Genomic DNA, 14498 nt, shown 5'->3' with positions numbered 1-14498 from the left:
ACTAAGATGTTTCTTTTATTTTTTGAAAAATCTTATTTAGATTTTCAATTAACCTACCAAATAATTGTTTCGTTTGCTCACCATTTTCATGGATTTGTTGTTGCATCGGATAAAGAATATCTGCTTCTTGTGTTTTGAAAAAAGACACAATTCTACGATCAATTACTTTTATCATTTCAGATGCGCTTTTACCTTTTATAGCTTGTGGATCAGTTCCAGTTTTTTGGAAAAATAAAATCATTTCTTCTGTAAACTTTCCAATATTCCTATTATGATCTGAAGCTAATTTTTTTAATTGTTTATGACTTCTTTCTGAAATAACTATGCTTTTTTTCATGTTCTAAAATCTTTATTCAAAAGTCATAATTAAGAACACAGAAATATTTGCACTTGTAAAATGAGTGCAACTTTTAAAGCTTATCAAACTGATTTGAAGAATATTACACCAACGTATTTTTTGAAGGTTAGTGCAAGAAGTTTTATAAAGTTTAATACTGAAAATGAATCACTTACAGACTGTATTATAGTTTTATTATAAATCATTATAACTACTTATAACCTCATAAAGTCAGGCGTAGCCTGTAAGCTCGATGCAATCGCGAGCGGGAAAATCATCGCAAAGCGTGATTCCCGCTCGCTATCCTTTTACAAAGGATAATCTTCGACAATAGCTATTTTTGAATGCCATCTATCCATGTGTTCAAATAACAATTTTGAAAGGAGATGAAAATAGTTAAAGACTAAAATAGTTGGAATCAATAAATATTGGTTTGTTATTGAAAAAAAACAGATTCGCAGCAAAATCAAAAGGCAACATTCCCACAGCAAAAACTCCAAAAATGGCAACATTTACACAGCGTAAAATCTGAAATGGCAATGTTTCCACAGCGAAAACTCCAAAAATGGCAACATTTACACAGCGTAAAATCTAAAATGGCAACTTTTAAACAGCGTAAAATCTAAAATGGCAATGTTTCCACAGCGCAACTCCAAAAATGGCAACATTTACACAGCGTAAAATCTAAAATGGCAACTTTTACACAACGTTTTTTTCTTTTCAAGCTCAAAAATTCACTTTTTCAATCCTTTTTTGACTTAAAAAACTACTAACTTGTAATATATATTGTAGGTTAACCTATTGTACTGGCTCTACAGCCTTTTATTGACAGGGGATACAGAAAAAAAATCACACTAATTTACTACTCTTTTGAATGTAAATCACACTAATTTACTACTAAAATCACACCAATTTACTACTAAGACCTTTTATTTCACACTCTAAAAATCAGAAGTGTGATTTTATAATGGAAGGAAAATACTGCAAACTATGGCAACATTTCCACAACGTTAATCTTAAGGTGAGCTTATTCCCAGTTCTTTTAAAATAACAAACCTCAATAAATTAAAAATATCCGATTTATCTTTCTTATTGGACGTTAAATCATCATCTAGCCTAATGAACCTGCTGTAAGCTTTATCCAAAAATCCTTTGTTTGAAATTTGATTTGTATATAACAAGGCTGAATTGTCTATATGGTTCGGATAAAAAAGAAGTAAAAACCTATAGACATAATTGTAGTGTTCTTCATTAACTATAATCTCCTTATCCTCAATCTTTTTATTTGAAAATATCTTTATATTAATGTAATCATATTTCTTTCCTCCTCTTTTTTCTAAAGAGTAGTTAAAACATAAGTCCGCCTTTTCCTGAAGTTCCTTTTTTGCAACATTTAAAACCTTATTACGTAAATGAGCGATTTGAGAGTATTTTCCTTCAATTTGGAGATATCCTCTAAAAGATATTAAATCACTGTTAAAACCACCTCTATCTGCCCACCTACAACATAATTCATATAAGACTTTGGAGTGTATTGAATTTAAACTTAAAGCTACTGTCTTTTGAAACGCTGTAAACCCTCCCCCAACATAGCAGAAAAACACACAAGCAGTTGAAGGGATAACCAAAGTTATATACTTAGACCTAACTTCATACTCAACTGCTGCAATCAGGAGAGATAGGTTTTTTCTAATCTTATTTTCCTTTGGAATAACTATATCAAATTCAACAGGCTTTTTTGCCATTGATTTCACAGCTCTCTTAATATTATTATAATTATTATTCTTGTCTAGCTGTCTTAGTTCTAAGATAATTTTCTGTTCATTATAAACCTCAAAAGGATCCTTAGACATTACTTCTTGGAGCTTGTCAATTATATGATACATTATATTTTTTTCAATACTTGTGTATCTATATTTAGCCGTTGAGACGTGATTTGGTTGAATGATAATATGACTCTCTTTAGATTTAGTCATATCTCAACTATTTAGCAGGCTTAACAAGGTCTTTATTTTTCCTTGCCACTTTTAGTAGCTCTCGCTTAGAATAGAAAACCGACCTACTTCCTGCAACTTGGTAAAATGGTATTAATTTTTTCTTTTTCCAACTGATTAGACTAGTAACTGAAATACCTAAAAACTTAGCTGCCTCTTTTTGGGTTAATCGATCTTCCTCAGGAGTATTGTTATATTCACTAACAATTTCCGTTTTTCTAATTTCGTTTAAAACTAATCGAACAGCTCTTACTAAATCTTCTTTATCGTGTGTGTAAAAAAGTACCTTTGACATATTGAAACTCTTTTAAATTAAACTTCTGTTTACAGGAGTAAAATTCAGTTTAAATACGTTTCAGGAAATTGCACTTACAGTTTTAGTGCAACATGTTAATCTAAACCATAAATGTTTGTTAGTAGAAATAATTTTAATTATTTTTTAGTTGGTGCAATTGCAGGTCTTTATGAGCAGGGCTATTTTGATAAATTTCATGAATTTTTTTATTTGAATGCAAAACCGTACTTATCAAGTTTCTTCTTCTATTAGATTTACCTCCTTCTGTTTCATCAGAAAAAATGTAATAGTTATTTCGCTTAACTCCTTTTTGCAAAGTTCTAAGACCGAAACCTAAATCCAGACCTGAATTTAAAAAGCTAGAGATTATTTTTATTGTCTCTGTTTGATTATTCAAAATATAACCAGAATGAGAAAGAAAAACGAAGTATTTTACTAAATCTATTCTATTATTTATGGACTTATTTTTCTTTCCTTTCAAGAAAGAAAAATTCTCATTTTTAAATGAGTTCTTATCTCCATTTAAAAGACTATTTACTAAACTCGGAATTTGATTTTTATAGAATGAATCTGGCAAATCGAATTTCATTGATCTAAATAATTCCACCAAACCTTTAACTAAAATATTTTCACTCCCATAATTACAAATCTCAATTCGTTTCTGATTTTCTTCTATATTAATATTTTCTAGAAACCTCGAAAAACTATTTAAATTTACATTGAATACCCCTCTCGATATCAAGGGAGCATTTTCATCAAAAGAAAATCCATTTTCAGTAAAACTATAAATTTTGCCTTCTTTGAATTTAATCTCAAAGGATTCTACTTCAGGGAAATTGGAGAAATCGTAGACTTCATCATGACTTAAAACTCTCTTTAAATTTTCTATACACTCCATAAAATAATTTACCCTATACTCTATTTCGAGAGGGGATATTATTGACAGCTCATAATAAACCAACTCTTTCCATAATTCTATATTTATTAAAAGAGGACTTATCTCAAACAAGTTTTTCACATCCAATATCGGACGATTTATAGTTTTAATTTTTTCATATTCATAAAGGGAATATTTTTTTCTTATTTCATTTATGGAAACAAAGAAAGCTCGACTAACTACATGCCTTAACTCTAGATCATTTTCAACTTCAAAAAAGTTACTCTTCATGTATATGTAATTGTCATTAATATAATTCGTTATATAAACCAACTTATCATGAGAGTTTAAACCATCTAACCCATCTAAAAAGACATCTGCATTACACTTTTTTATCATCATTCAATTTTTATAAATATTACGTCAATAGATTATCTATTATATAACCTTATAACATCATTAAATTTACCCAGGGAATTTACCCCATGTATTATCCATTTCTTGCTTTTTAAAATCTTCAGCTATTTTTACATAACGTCTAAAAGATTCTTCTTTCCTATGCCCAGTAATGTTTCTCACCACCATTTCTTTCATCCCTAAAATCAGAGAGTTTGTTACGAATGTTTTACGTGCTGTGTGAGAAGTTATGAGTTCATATTTTGGCACCGTTTTATCTATTCGTTTATTCCCTATATATCTAGTAATTGTTGTAGGTGTATCAATTTCTGCCAACTCACAACATTCTTTAAGATATTTGTTGAATTTCTGACTAGATATTACTGGTAATGGTTCATATATCGTATCTCTATATTTTTCTAGTAACTCCTTAGAATACTTATTCAGTGGGATTTTATGATCGGTCTGCTTGGTTTTTACAATGGTTACCTTCAAGTACTCATCAAAAACATTTGAAGGTTTCAGCAACTTAATATCACTATATCTTAAACCAGTAAAACACCCAAAACAATACACATCCCTTACATGTTCAAGTCTTTTGGTTTCAAACTCATGTGAATAAAGCTTTAGAAGTTCCTCCATAGTTAAATAAATAACTTCTATTTCATGTTCTTTGCTTTTAAATTTCTTGTATTCTAAGTTTGTATGATAATCTCTCTCAAAGCTCCAGGTCATAAATGTTTTTATTACCGTTATTATCTTTGAAAAATAGTTAGTAGATAGTTTTTTGTTTTCAAAAGCATAGTCTCGAAGCTGTTCAAAAAAATCTAACGTTATTGTTTCAAATCTTATTTTGAATCCAGTTTCATTTTCAAATTCTTGCAAAAAATTTAAAACGGTGGTATAACCCTTTAAGGTTCGTTCTGCCTTTTGGTTTCTATCTTTCTCCAAAAACTCATTGTAACAATCGAAAAACTCATGAGTTAAACTTACTTCAATACCACTTTCAAATTTTTCTATGATATATTCTTTCGTGGGCTCTAGCTTATTTAAAAGTATATACCTGAAAATATTTTTAACTCGCTTCTCATAGTCATCAATAATTTCATTGTATTCAATATGGTAGTTGTACGACTCACTCTTAAGTGGAGCTTTAATACGCTGCTCTCTATCCCTCCAGTGTTTCTGAGTTGACTTCACCCCTTTAACAACCTTACGAATATTCTCTCCTCCGAATGTGATGTGCATTCGAACAGGCATTAATCCTTGTTTATCCTTTTTATCCTTTCTTAAACTAAATGAAACTTGCATATATATACAAATATAATAAAGAGAATTAAAAAGGGGTATAAACAGGGGTAATAAAATGAATATAAAACTAAAATAGTTAATTAAGATAAGATAAACTAATCCTTTTATTATAGATATATACTGATATAAAAGGATTTAAAATCGTTTAAAATTAAAGGTACTCCCGCCTTCAGTACTAAAGCCGAAACATTTTGTTTCGGCTTTTTTGTTTTAAGAATCTTCATAAAATATTTACAACAGTTTTAAAGTATAGTTAAACTACTATAATTGAAAAAAATAGGATTTAATTTATTTTAATACATTTGTATAAAATTGAAGGGAAAAGGAAAATTGTACTGCTATGATTTCCTCATCTTACTTTTTTACATACTATTCATAATGAATAGTATTAATTAACTTTTAAAAAATAATTATTATGAAAATTACTAAATTGCTATTAGTAGTCTTCTTAGCAAGTATTTCAACAAATGCTCAACAAGAACAAATTGATTGTAAGGCTAATTTCGAAAAAGCCTTAGAACTATTAAGAGAAAATGAAAACTCGCAAGAAAACCTTCAAAAAAGTATCGAGTTTTTAACTCCATGTGCTAAAAATGGAGATGAAACTTCTCAAATACTTTTAGGTAGAGTTTATATGAACTCTGAGGATGAAAACAAACACAAAGAAGCTTTTGAATTATTAGAAACTGCTGCTAAAAAAGGGAATCCAATTGCTGCGGCTGACCTTGGGGTATTGTACAAATACGGAAAAGGTTGTAAACTAAACTTTAACAAAGCTAGACATTGGTTTGAAATAGCTAGTGAAAACGGAAACAGTACAGCTAGTTATAGTCTTGGGTACTTATATCTAAAAGGATATGGAAATATCAAACAAGATTACACAAAGGCTATTGAATGGTTTGAAAAAAGTAAACACCCAATGGCTAAGTACTGGTTAGGTGTTTGTTATTATTATGGTTATGGAGTTGCTAAAGACAATTCAAAAGCTAATGAATTATTAGGCACTGATTTTTCTGTTACAAATGAAGTAGCTACCGATGAAAATACTTCTGAAACTGAAAGCTCTGATATTGAAGCTTCTTTTACGAACTCTAGTAATAATAGCACTCAAAATTTAAGCTTAGGAGAAGATACTAGCTTAAATGGTATTTGGAAAGGTCAATTATTAGTTTTTGATTGGTCAGGAGAAAACATTGAGCAAAAGCTTCCTTTTGAACTTGAAATAAACTACGATGAGGAAGAAAACGACTTTTCTGTAGTATGGAATGTAAACGATGAAAACAAAAATCTTGACTTTACACGAATAGATAATTCATTGTATTATGATGATTTACAGATTAAGCTTCCACATACTTCTTTTAAAGAAAGTATCGCTAATGAATTAAACCACACAATACTTTCTGTTGAGTTCTCTAAAAACACTATTGGAGATAAAGATTATTTAATCGGAACTATTGAGAGTTTTATTAATAACTGGAATGAACCTGCTGCTCCTATTAAATTAGTACTTCAAAAGAAAACAACTTTTGAAAACACAGATATTGAATTGTCAGATGATGCTTTAGAGGCTCTTACACAACAAGAAGCACAGTTTGTAAAACTATATCCTAACCCATTTCAAAACGATTTAATCATTTCCTATGCTTTAGATAAAAAAGCTACTACTACAGTAAAAATTGCAAGTATTAATGGAGGTAATGAACAGATCATTAAACCTAGTGCTTTTCAAAAGGCAGGAGAGTATCATTATTACTTCGACGGAAGCTCTTTTAACAATGGCTTATACATCGTTACTGTTTTAGTGGATAATGAAAGAAAAACAAGAATTATTGTGAAAAAGTAAAGTGAAAAAGATGAAAAATATATATAAAATCATAGCAATAGTGTTGTTTACACTAACAGCAACATTGAACGCTCAATTAAAAAATGTAGATGGTACTACAAATGATGAGTATTTAGGGAAACAACCCGTAACAGGAGGAGCATGTGATTGTGTCAATAATGATATTGCTAATTTTAATTTCAATTTTAGTAATAGCTTTAACAATGCTATAGCAAATGACAGAGCAGTTATTGAAGCAGCTGAAAGAGAAGCTTGGGACTGGTATGAGTATCAAACAGAATTATTGAAAAATTACATAGCTTATCATAACTATAAAACTTTTGACACTTACGATGAGGCTAAAGATTTCATTTTCAAAAAAACTGAGTTTAACAATATTCAGAGTAATGTTCCTTTAGCTAGGAGTAAAATGATTGATGGTTATAATAGAGCTAGACACGCTAGACACTCAGGATTAAAAGGTTTAAAAGCATTACAGTTTCGTGAAAATGAAATTAAAGCAGGAAAATTAGACAACTCTTTGTATCCTGACTTTAAAGTCAATAACATTCCTTTAAAAGATATAAGAACATTGTCTCAACTTAATAGTATTAAAGCTACTACCAACACAACTACTATTGAGGGGATTTGGCAAACTCCTGAATTTTTTGACTTACAAAATCTAATGGCAAATCCGAATTTCGGAGAACTAGAAGCCTCTGCAATTATCAAAAAGAACAGCTTATATAACAAATTCAACCCTTGGGATAGATTAAATATGATGCAGTTCTTGATTCATTATGAAAAGTTCAAGCAGTATTCTAACCCTCCTTATCTTTTAAGTGGTGAGGCTGCTGAAATTTTTGATAAGTTTAATGAAATTGTTGATATAGCAACATTAGAATTTATAGAAAACGAATTCAGAAAAGAATATACTAATACTAATCTATTTCACCCTGACTATTGGAGAATAATTTTAAAAGACAAGTACAACAATAACGGATTATACACTCATGTAGCCAAAGCAGACCATCAAGCTTTAATGAATGCTGAGTTAAATAGATTGAAAAGTCAAACTCCTATTGGCGCATCTCTTAATGTTGATAAAATTGTACAATGGTTTGATATTAGAGATAAAAACCAATTAGAATGGATAAATGCTAATACTGATAAAGCAACTGAGTTTTTAAAAAGATTAGATGATGCTAGAAAACTCGATAAACAAGAAACTTCTGAACCTATTCCTGATAATGAAATAATTTCTGTCGTTGGTGAAAATTTTAACTCCGAAAAATATGATATAAAAAATGAAATTGAATATGGAGGTAGAATAGCAAAACTAGCTGAAGAACTAAGTCTTAATCCTGATCATAAGAACTGGATGCTCACACATTTCGAACAAGCGATAAAAATTGTGAATTTTGCTGATATTAGTAGAATAAATGATGTGTTAAGTGATGCAAAGAAAATCTTTATTATCGAAATTATAAAAGCTTATGAAGAAGGCTATAATTTTAACTTTGATGATAGAATAATCAACAAACTGAATAACGAATGTGCAAAAACTATTTTTTCTGAGCTAGAAAATGGTATATTTGAGAATAGCCCTTTAAAACCAGAAGTAGAAATTGTGACACCAAATTCCATAGGACTAAATTTTCATGAGTCTATACTTAAGTTATTCAAAGATAGTCAAAAAACCAACTTGGTTATAAAAAACGGTACAAGCATCAACTCAAACGCCCAAACTATTAAAACCACTATAACTTTAAATGATAATTATTTATCTAACGCAACCAAACTATCAATAACTAGAACTATAATTCATGAATCTGTTCATTCATACTTGAATGCCGTATTTTACAGTAACCCAGACTTAAGCAACCAACCTCTCCGAATAAAAATGCGTTCATACGCTTCCGAAAAAGGTTTTACTGATTTAAATAGATTTCATCATGAATTTATGGCCCAATATATTGATGCAATGGCATACTCATTGTATGAATGGGATAAAGAGTATGGTTCTGGCAAAGGTCTTAATAATATAAATAAACCAGATGATCTGTTAGGTTGGGAATATTATTATTCTATGGCATTTGGTGGTCTTTTTTATGAAGATACAAATGGTAACCTTAACCCAACTGACTCATTCATTGAATTAGTTCCCTCAGAAAACGATAGAACAAAAATCATTCAAATATTAGAAAATGAACAAAATGGCACAAATGATTATAAAGGAGAAAAATGTAATTAACCTACTAATTTTAGTTTGTCTTTTTTTTAATTCGAGAGCTTTTTCTCAAACAGAATTAAAAGGAATATATTATAAAAATAATGGGTTAAAAAGTTCTTACAATACTTACACCTTTTTAAGTGATGGTATTTTCGAGTATAATTCTGAGAGTGATCTAGGAGCAGAGTTTTTTGGTAAAGGGCATTATAAAATTACAAATGACACTTTAGTATTAAATTATGATTTAACTTCGTTAAGAGATAAAAGCTATCATAAATCAAAAGAATATTATAATAAAAGTGATAGTATAGCTGTAAAAATAAATGTATATGATTTTAATTTAAAGCCATTAACTAATAGTATTCATGCATGGTCTTATCCATTATACAAAGAAACTGAAGTTAACAAACTAGGGGAACTATTTTTTAAATTCAAAAAACATAAAGAAAAAGTAGCAATCCATTTGGTTGGTGAAGAGATTGAGCAATATGTAATTTATCTACTTACAGATAAAAATTACGAAATAGATGTTTTTATGAAAAAAATTGCTCTTCATAATTATCCAAAACTTCTAAAAGATCAGATTACTAAGATTCCAATTAATGAATTTTTAAGTGGTTATTTAAAGAAGTAGAAAACCTATTAAACAAAAATTTTGAAACAGCATATCTTTTTAATCTTTGTATTATTTAATATTTCAATGTCTTTAGTTTCATGTAAATTACAAGAACAAAAAAACTACAAAAGCTGTCAAAATACGGAACTTATTAAAGAGCTTATAGAGCAAGAATTTATTACACAAAAGAACAGGTTTGATAATGTTATTTATAACAAAGTCTTAAAGCAAACTATTTCAAAAGAAAATCTTGAATTGTTCTTAAAACCTGATGGCTTTTCCATGATGACAAAAATTGAAATTAAGTCGGAGAAAGATATTATTGATTTTACTAATTTTTTCAGTGCTAAAGATTTTGAATATATGCGTTGTCAACTAAAACAAAATAAAATCGATAATTGGAAACAGATCTTAGAAAGAAAGTATTTTGAAACTTCTAATATTGCTGAAAATACTCTAAGTTACTCTGTACCTTTATTTTCAACGGATCAAAGTCATGCTCTCATATATAGAGAAACAGTAGGCTCTGGAAGTTTGTTTTTATTAAAAAAATCAAATGGGAAATGGGAGTACTACGCCAAACAACTAGTTTGGATAGATTGAATATAAATTTTAAGAATAGTTCTTAGCAATTATTACTTAATTATAAAATTTAGATTAGAGAACTTAACCTACCTTATTATAACAATAAGAAAGCCGAAACAAAATGTTTCGGCTTTTTTTATTTTTACCTTTTTAAAAATCAAGATTATTTATTTCTAGCGACAAAAACTGTGTTTAACACCACACCTGTAATCACCACTCCTGCTCCTAGTAAACCAATAATTGTATATTTTTCATCTAACCAAAAAACACCAGCCAACATTGTAAATACAACTTCGATATATTTTAAAGGCGCCGATTTATTTATTTCTGAAGTTTGAAAAGCTTTGGTCATGTAATATTGTCCTATAAAACCAAAAACACCCAAACTTATAAATGTTAACCATTCTAAATCAGTTGGAGTTTTCCAGTAAAAAAGGGTGAAAATTCCGCTTATAAAAGCAGATATTCCCATAAAATAATTAATTATAACAAGGGGATGATCTCTGGTATTAATTTTTCTAATTAACATAAATACCAAACCAGTTAACACTGCAGACCCCAGAACAATCAAAAAACCAATTGTATTTACATCTGTATCAAAACCTTTTAAAATCAACACTCCAAGAAAAGATATTCCAAAATACATCCATTGGTTCCATTTTATTTTTTCCTTCAATAAAAAAACAGCAAAAATAGCCGCAAATATTGGCGAGATGTAACGAATAGAAACTGCTGTTCCCGTTTTTAAATATTGTAGCGATGCAAAAAATAGTGTCATAGCTACAAAACCAATAGTTCCTCTTGCTATTAACAATTTTCTTTGATTACCTAGTGGTTTAATGTTATTCTTTATCAATAAAGGAATTGTAAAACAAAGCGTAATTGCAGACCTAAAAAACACAATTTGATATACATTATAATGACGCAAATCTTTTACAAGTATGTTTAACACTGAAAATGACAACGCACTAATCACCATAAAAATTATAGCCTTTTTCATGCTACTAATGTAAACAGACTTCTTTATTTAAAACCATAATTCTGTCAGAACTTATAATTACAAAAGTCTCTCAAAAATGGAAATAAAAACTTTTTGGAATATTCTTTGTAAAGTTTAAAATGTATCTGCGTCTAAATCCACAAATCAAGATAATTATGAAAAAATTAATCCCAATTATTGTCCTTTTCTTATCTGTAACTATTTCTGCTCAAACAAGTATTTTTAATGGTTTATTAAATAAGCATGTTGATGTTAATGGAAATGTAAACTACAAGGCCTTGAAAAAGGACGAAGCTACGCTTAACACCTATTTGACCTATTTAGAAAAAACTACTCCTAACGCTTCTTGGTCTAAGAACAAGCAAAAAGCTTTTTGGATTAATGCTTACAATGCTTATACTATAAAATTGATCTTAAATAATTATCCTGTAAAAAGTATAATGAACATTAAGAAGAAAGGGAAAAGCGCTTGGAAAATTCCTTTTGCTGTTGTAGGTGGAAAAACATACACGTTAGATCACATCGAACATAACATTTTACGCGAAAAATTATTTGACCCAAGAATTCACGTAGGTGTTAACTGTGCCTCTGGATCTTGCCCTAAATTACATAACAAAGCTTTTACTGAAGCAAACATTGATAGTGAACTAGAGAGCTTAATGAAACAGTTTATCAATGATTCTAAACGTAACAACCTCAAGAAAAAGAATGCTATTCAAATTTCTGAAATCTTTAATTGGTTTAAAGGAGATTTCACTAAAGAAGGTTCTGTTGTTGACTATATTAACAAGTATGCAAATGAGCCTGTAGCTACAGATGCTAAAATTCAGCATTTACCTTATAACTGGAATCTAAACGGAAAGTAGTATTTTTATTCTCATTTTGCTGAAACGAGTTCAGTATAAAAAAACATAAAAGAAAGTACATGTCTAAAACATATTATGATCCCGCCGACTTAAGAAAGTTTGGAAAAATAACCGAATGGAGTGAAGAGCTTGGTAACAAGTTCTTTGATTATTATGGAAAAGTTTTTGAAGAAGGAGCACTTACTGCTCGCGAAAAAAGTTTAATAGCACTTGCTGTTGCGCATACTGAACAATGTCCATATTGTATTGATGCGTATACTAAAGATGGTTTACAACGTGGAATCACAAAGGAAGAAATGATGGAAGCCATTCACGTTGGAGCAGCAATTAAAAGTGGTGCTACTTTAGTTCACGGTGTTCAAATGATGAACAAAGTGAACAAATTAGAAATGTAAGTAAACTCTAAGTTTAGCGAAGTCTAAATTTTAGAAATTACTTATCTCAACGAAAGTTGGGATCTGAAACACATTGTCACCTCGAGCGGAGTCGAGAGGTTGTTTAATTAGGTCTCGACTGCGCTCGACCTGACAAAAATTAAATAATGAAGAAATCCCTTTTAGCAAGAAATAACGATTTAGCAAATACACAACGCCAATTAGAAATTCTGTCAAATGGAATTTTTAAAGATGGCGAATTACCAACCTTTGCTGAAAAAATTAAGGAAACAAATCAATTTCCTTTACAACCTAAAAAATTAGAAATTCTACAAATCAACTTAGGTTATATGTGTAATCAAGTTTGTGCGCATTGTCATGTTGATGCTGGTCCTGATAGAAAAGAAATCATGACACAAGAAACCATGGAACAGTGCTTGGAGGTCATAAAAAAAACTGGTGCGCATACCTTAGATTTAACAGGTGGAGCTCCAGAGATGAATCCTAATTTCCGTTGGTTTGTAGAAGAAGCTTCAAAAGCAGGAATTAAAGATTTTATCGTGCGATCTAATCTTACCATTATTCGTGCTAATAAAAAATATTACGATTTACCAGAGTTCTTTAAAAAACACAATGTTCATGTTGTTTCTTCAATGCCACACTGGACACGTGGAAAAACAGATAAGCAACGTGGTGATGGAGTTTTTGATAAATCAATCGAAGCTTTACAAATGCTAAACGAAGTTGGTTACGGAAAAGAAGGTTCTGGATTACAATTGGATTTAGTTTATAATCCTTCGGGAGCTTTCTTACCAGGTGATCAAGCTGCTTTAGAAAGTGATTTTAAAAAGGCCTTATCAGAAGATTTTGGAATTGTTTTCAATAACTTATTTGCAATTACTAATTTACCTATTAGTAGATTTTTGGATTACTTAATTGCTTCTGAAAATTATGAGGATTATATGTATGCATTAGTTGAAGCTTATAATCCAATGGCTGTTGAAAATGTAATGTGTACAAATACGCTTTCTGTAAGCTGGGATGGCTGGTTATATGACTGTGATTTTAATCAAATGTTGAATTTGAAAGTCGCTAGTAAAGTAAAACACATTTCAGAATATAATGAAGAGTTGTTGAGTAAACGTACTATCATTATCAACCAACACTGTTATGGTTGCACTGCAGGAGCAGGAAGTAGTTGTCAAGGAACTGTAGCGTAATTTAATTAGCAAATTTGATAATTAGTCGATGTAATAATTAAAATGTCACATCGAGCGCAGTCGAGATGTTTATAGAATGAAAAAAATAATCTTTCTTATCGTTTTAACATCGTTAAATTCTTTTTCTCAAAAGAATCTAAAACAACTATTGAAAAAATTCAACCAAGAATCAGTTCCTTATATTCATGTTGAAAATTTGAATGATAAAGATGAAAACATAGTGTTATTAGATGCTCGAGAACCAAGAGAGTTTGAAGTAAGCCATCTAAATAAAGCTATTTGTGTTGGGTATGACCATTTCGATTTACAAAAAACAATACAACAATTACCTGAAGATAAAAACAACAAAATAGTAGTATATTGTTCATTAGGTATTCGTTCAGAGGATATTGCAGAGCAACTTAAAAAAGCTGGATACAAAAACGTTTTCAACTTATACGGTGGTATTTTCGAATGGAAAAATAAAGGGAATTCTGTTGTAAACAAAAACAATAAACCCACAGAAGAAGTCCATGCTTTTGATAAAGAATGGGGCGTGTGGCTAACAAAAGGAATAAAAATATATGAGTAAA

At 29.8% G+C, this 14498-nt stretch carries 14 protein-coding genes; 8 read left to right on the top strand and 6 right to left on the bottom strand.

All coding sequences use genetic code 11. From position 1 onward, the window contains the following. Position 1: 1 nt before the first annotated feature. The 5 genes from EV195_RS01510 to EV195_RS01490 form a co-directional block, all read right to left on the bottom strand. Positions 2-337 carry a BfmA/BtgA family mobilization protein gene (locus tag EV195_RS01510; RefSeq protein ID WP_132791921.1) on the bottom strand — a complete coding sequence of 112 codons (336 nt, stop codon included), beginning with the start codon at positions 335-337 and terminating at the stop codon, positions 2-4. Positions 338-1353: 1016 nt separating this feature from the next. Continuing rightward, entirely contained in the window at positions 1354-2313 is a 960-nt protein-coding gene (locus EV195_RS01505; RefSeq protein ID WP_132791918.1) for a replication initiation protein, read from the bottom strand. A 7-nt stretch (positions 2314-2320) separates the two neighbouring features. Beyond that, a complete protein-coding gene (locus tag EV195_RS01500; RefSeq protein WP_132791915.1) occupies positions 2321-2626 on the bottom strand; it encodes a helix-turn-helix domain-containing protein in 306 nt (101 codons plus the stop codon). 133 nt (positions 2627-2759) lie between these two features. Next, positions 2760-3905, bottom strand: coding sequence for a hypothetical protein (locus EV195_RS01495; protein ID WP_132791912.1), 1146 nt, complete (start codon positions 3903-3905; stop codon positions 2760-2762). A gap of 63 nt (positions 3906-3968) precedes the next feature. Beyond that, positions 3969-5210, bottom strand: a complete 1242-nt coding sequence (locus EV195_RS01490; protein ID WP_132791909.1) for a site-specific integrase — start codon at positions 5208-5210, stop codon at positions 3969-3971. Between the two features lie 415 nt (positions 5211-5625). On the opposite strand from EV195_RS01490, the gene EV195_RS01485 reads away from it, so the two are divergent. From EV195_RS01485 to EV195_RS01470, 4 genes are read left to right on the top strand one after another with little or no spacing between them, the layout of a single operon-like run. Continuing rightward, on the top strand, positions 5626-7053 hold the full coding sequence (locus EV195_RS01485; protein WP_132791906.1) for a T9SS type A sorting domain-containing protein: 1428 nt from the start codon (positions 5626-5628) through the stop codon (positions 7051-7053). Positions 7054-7063: 10 nt separating this feature from the next. Continuing rightward, positions 7064-9286: a hypothetical protein gene (locus EV195_RS01480; RefSeq protein WP_132791903.1), complete on the top strand. Its 2223-nt coding sequence runs from the start codon at positions 7064-7066 to the stop codon at positions 9284-9286. Continuing rightward, on the top strand, positions 9249-9899 hold the full coding sequence (locus tag EV195_RS01475) for a hypothetical protein (protein ID WP_132791900.1): 651 nt from the start codon (positions 9249-9251) through the stop codon (positions 9897-9899). The genes EV195_RS01480 and EV195_RS01475 overlap by 38 nt, the downstream gene beginning before the upstream one ends. Positions 9900-9920: 21 nt before the next feature. Continuing rightward, positions 9921-10484: a hypothetical protein gene (locus EV195_RS01470; protein WP_132791897.1), complete on the top strand. Its 564-nt coding sequence runs from the start codon at positions 9921-9923 to the stop codon at positions 10482-10484. A gap of 145 nt (positions 10485-10629) precedes the next feature. On the opposite strand, the gene EV195_RS01465 is transcribed toward EV195_RS01470, so the two are convergent. Beyond that, the gene (locus EV195_RS01465; RefSeq protein ID WP_243693044.1) at positions 10630-11466 is read right to left on the bottom strand and encodes a DMT family transporter; all 837 of its coding nucleotides are present in this window, start codon (positions 11464-11466) and stop codon (positions 10630-10632) included. Positions 11467-11621: 155 nt separating this feature from the next. On the opposite strand from EV195_RS01465, the gene EV195_RS01460 reads away from it, so the two are divergent. The 4 genes from EV195_RS01460 to EV195_RS01445 all read left to right on the top strand — a co-directional run bounded on the left by EV195_RS01460 (position 11622) and on the right by EV195_RS01445 (position 14497). After that, positions 11622-12332, top strand: a complete 711-nt coding sequence (locus EV195_RS01460; protein ID WP_132791895.1) for a DUF547 domain-containing protein — start codon at positions 11622-11624, stop codon at positions 12330-12332. Positions 12333-12391: 59 nt separating this feature from the next. Next, entirely contained in the window at positions 12392-12727 is a 336-nt protein-coding gene (locus tag EV195_RS01455; protein ID WP_086029663.1) for an arsenosugar biosynthesis-associated peroxidase-like protein, read from the top strand. 143 nt (positions 12728-12870) lie between these two features. Beyond that, complete coding sequence (arsS, locus tag EV195_RS01450; protein ID WP_132791892.1) at positions 12871-13926, top strand: arsenosugar biosynthesis radical SAM (seleno)protein ArsS; 1056 nt, start codon at positions 12871-12873, stop codon at positions 13924-13926. Between the two features lie 76 nt (positions 13927-14002). Continuing rightward, complete coding sequence (locus EV195_RS01445; protein ID WP_132791889.1) at positions 14003-14497, top strand: rhodanese-like domain-containing protein; 495 nt, start codon at positions 14003-14005, stop codon at positions 14495-14497. The last annotated feature ends 1 nt before the right edge of the window (position 14498 follow it).

Origin of the sequence: Tenacibaculum skagerrakense, from assembly GCF_004345825.1 — a bacterium.
In the GTDB taxonomy this organism is placed as follows: Bacteria; Bacteroidota; Bacteroidia; order Flavobacteriales; family Flavobacteriaceae; genus Polaribacter; species Polaribacter skagerrakensis.
The sequence above is the reverse complement of the archived record's forward strand: the minus strand, read 5'-3'. Positions and strand labels throughout refer to the sequence as shown.

Excerpts from the sequence above, each read along its gene's own strand:
- EV195_RS01465 (WP_243693044.1), bottom strand. The coding sequence starts at position 11,466 with ATGAAAAAGGCTATAATTTTTATGGTGATTAGTGCGTTGTCATTTTCA.
- EV195_RS01460 (WP_132791895.1), top strand. The coding sequence starts at position 11,622 with ATGAAAAAATTAATCCCAATTATTGTCCTTTTCTTATCTGTAACTATT.
- EV195_RS01445 (WP_132791889.1), top strand. The coding sequence starts at position 14,003 with ATGAAAAAAATAATCTTTCTTATCGTTTTAACATCGTTAAATTCTTTT.
- EV195_RS01455 (WP_086029663.1), top strand. The coding sequence starts at position 12,392 with ATGTCTAAAACATATTATGATCCCGCCGACTTAAGAAAGTTTGGAAAA.
- EV195_RS01505 (WP_132791918.1), bottom strand. The coding sequence starts at position 2,313 with ATGACTAAATCTAAAGAGAGTCATATTATCATTCAACCAAATCACGTC.
- EV195_RS01490 (WP_132791909.1), bottom strand. The coding sequence starts at position 5,210 with ATGCAAGTTTCATTTAGTTTAAGAAAGGATAAAAAGGATAAACAAGGA.
- EV195_RS01475 (WP_132791900.1), top strand. The coding sequence starts at position 9,249 with ATGGCACAAATGATTATAAAGGAGAAAAATGTAATTAACCTACTAATT.
- EV195_RS01485 (WP_132791906.1), top strand. The coding sequence starts at position 5,626 with ATGAAAATTACTAAATTGCTATTAGTAGTCTTCTTAGCAAGTATTTCA.
- EV195_RS01500 (WP_132791915.1), bottom strand. The coding sequence starts at position 2,626 with ATGTCAAAGGTACTTTTTTACACACACGATAAAGAAGATTTAGTAAGA.
- EV195_RS01495 (WP_132791912.1), bottom strand. The coding sequence starts at position 3,905 with ATGATGATAAAAAAGTGTAATGCAGATGTCTTTTTAGATGGGTTAGAT.
- EV195_RS01480 (WP_132791903.1), top strand. The coding sequence starts at position 7,064 with ATGAAAAATATATATAAAATCATAGCAATAGTGTTGTTTACACTAACA.
- EV195_RS01510 (WP_132791921.1), bottom strand. The coding sequence starts at position 337 with ATGAAAAAAAGCATAGTTATTTCAGAAAGAAGTCATAAACAATTAAAA.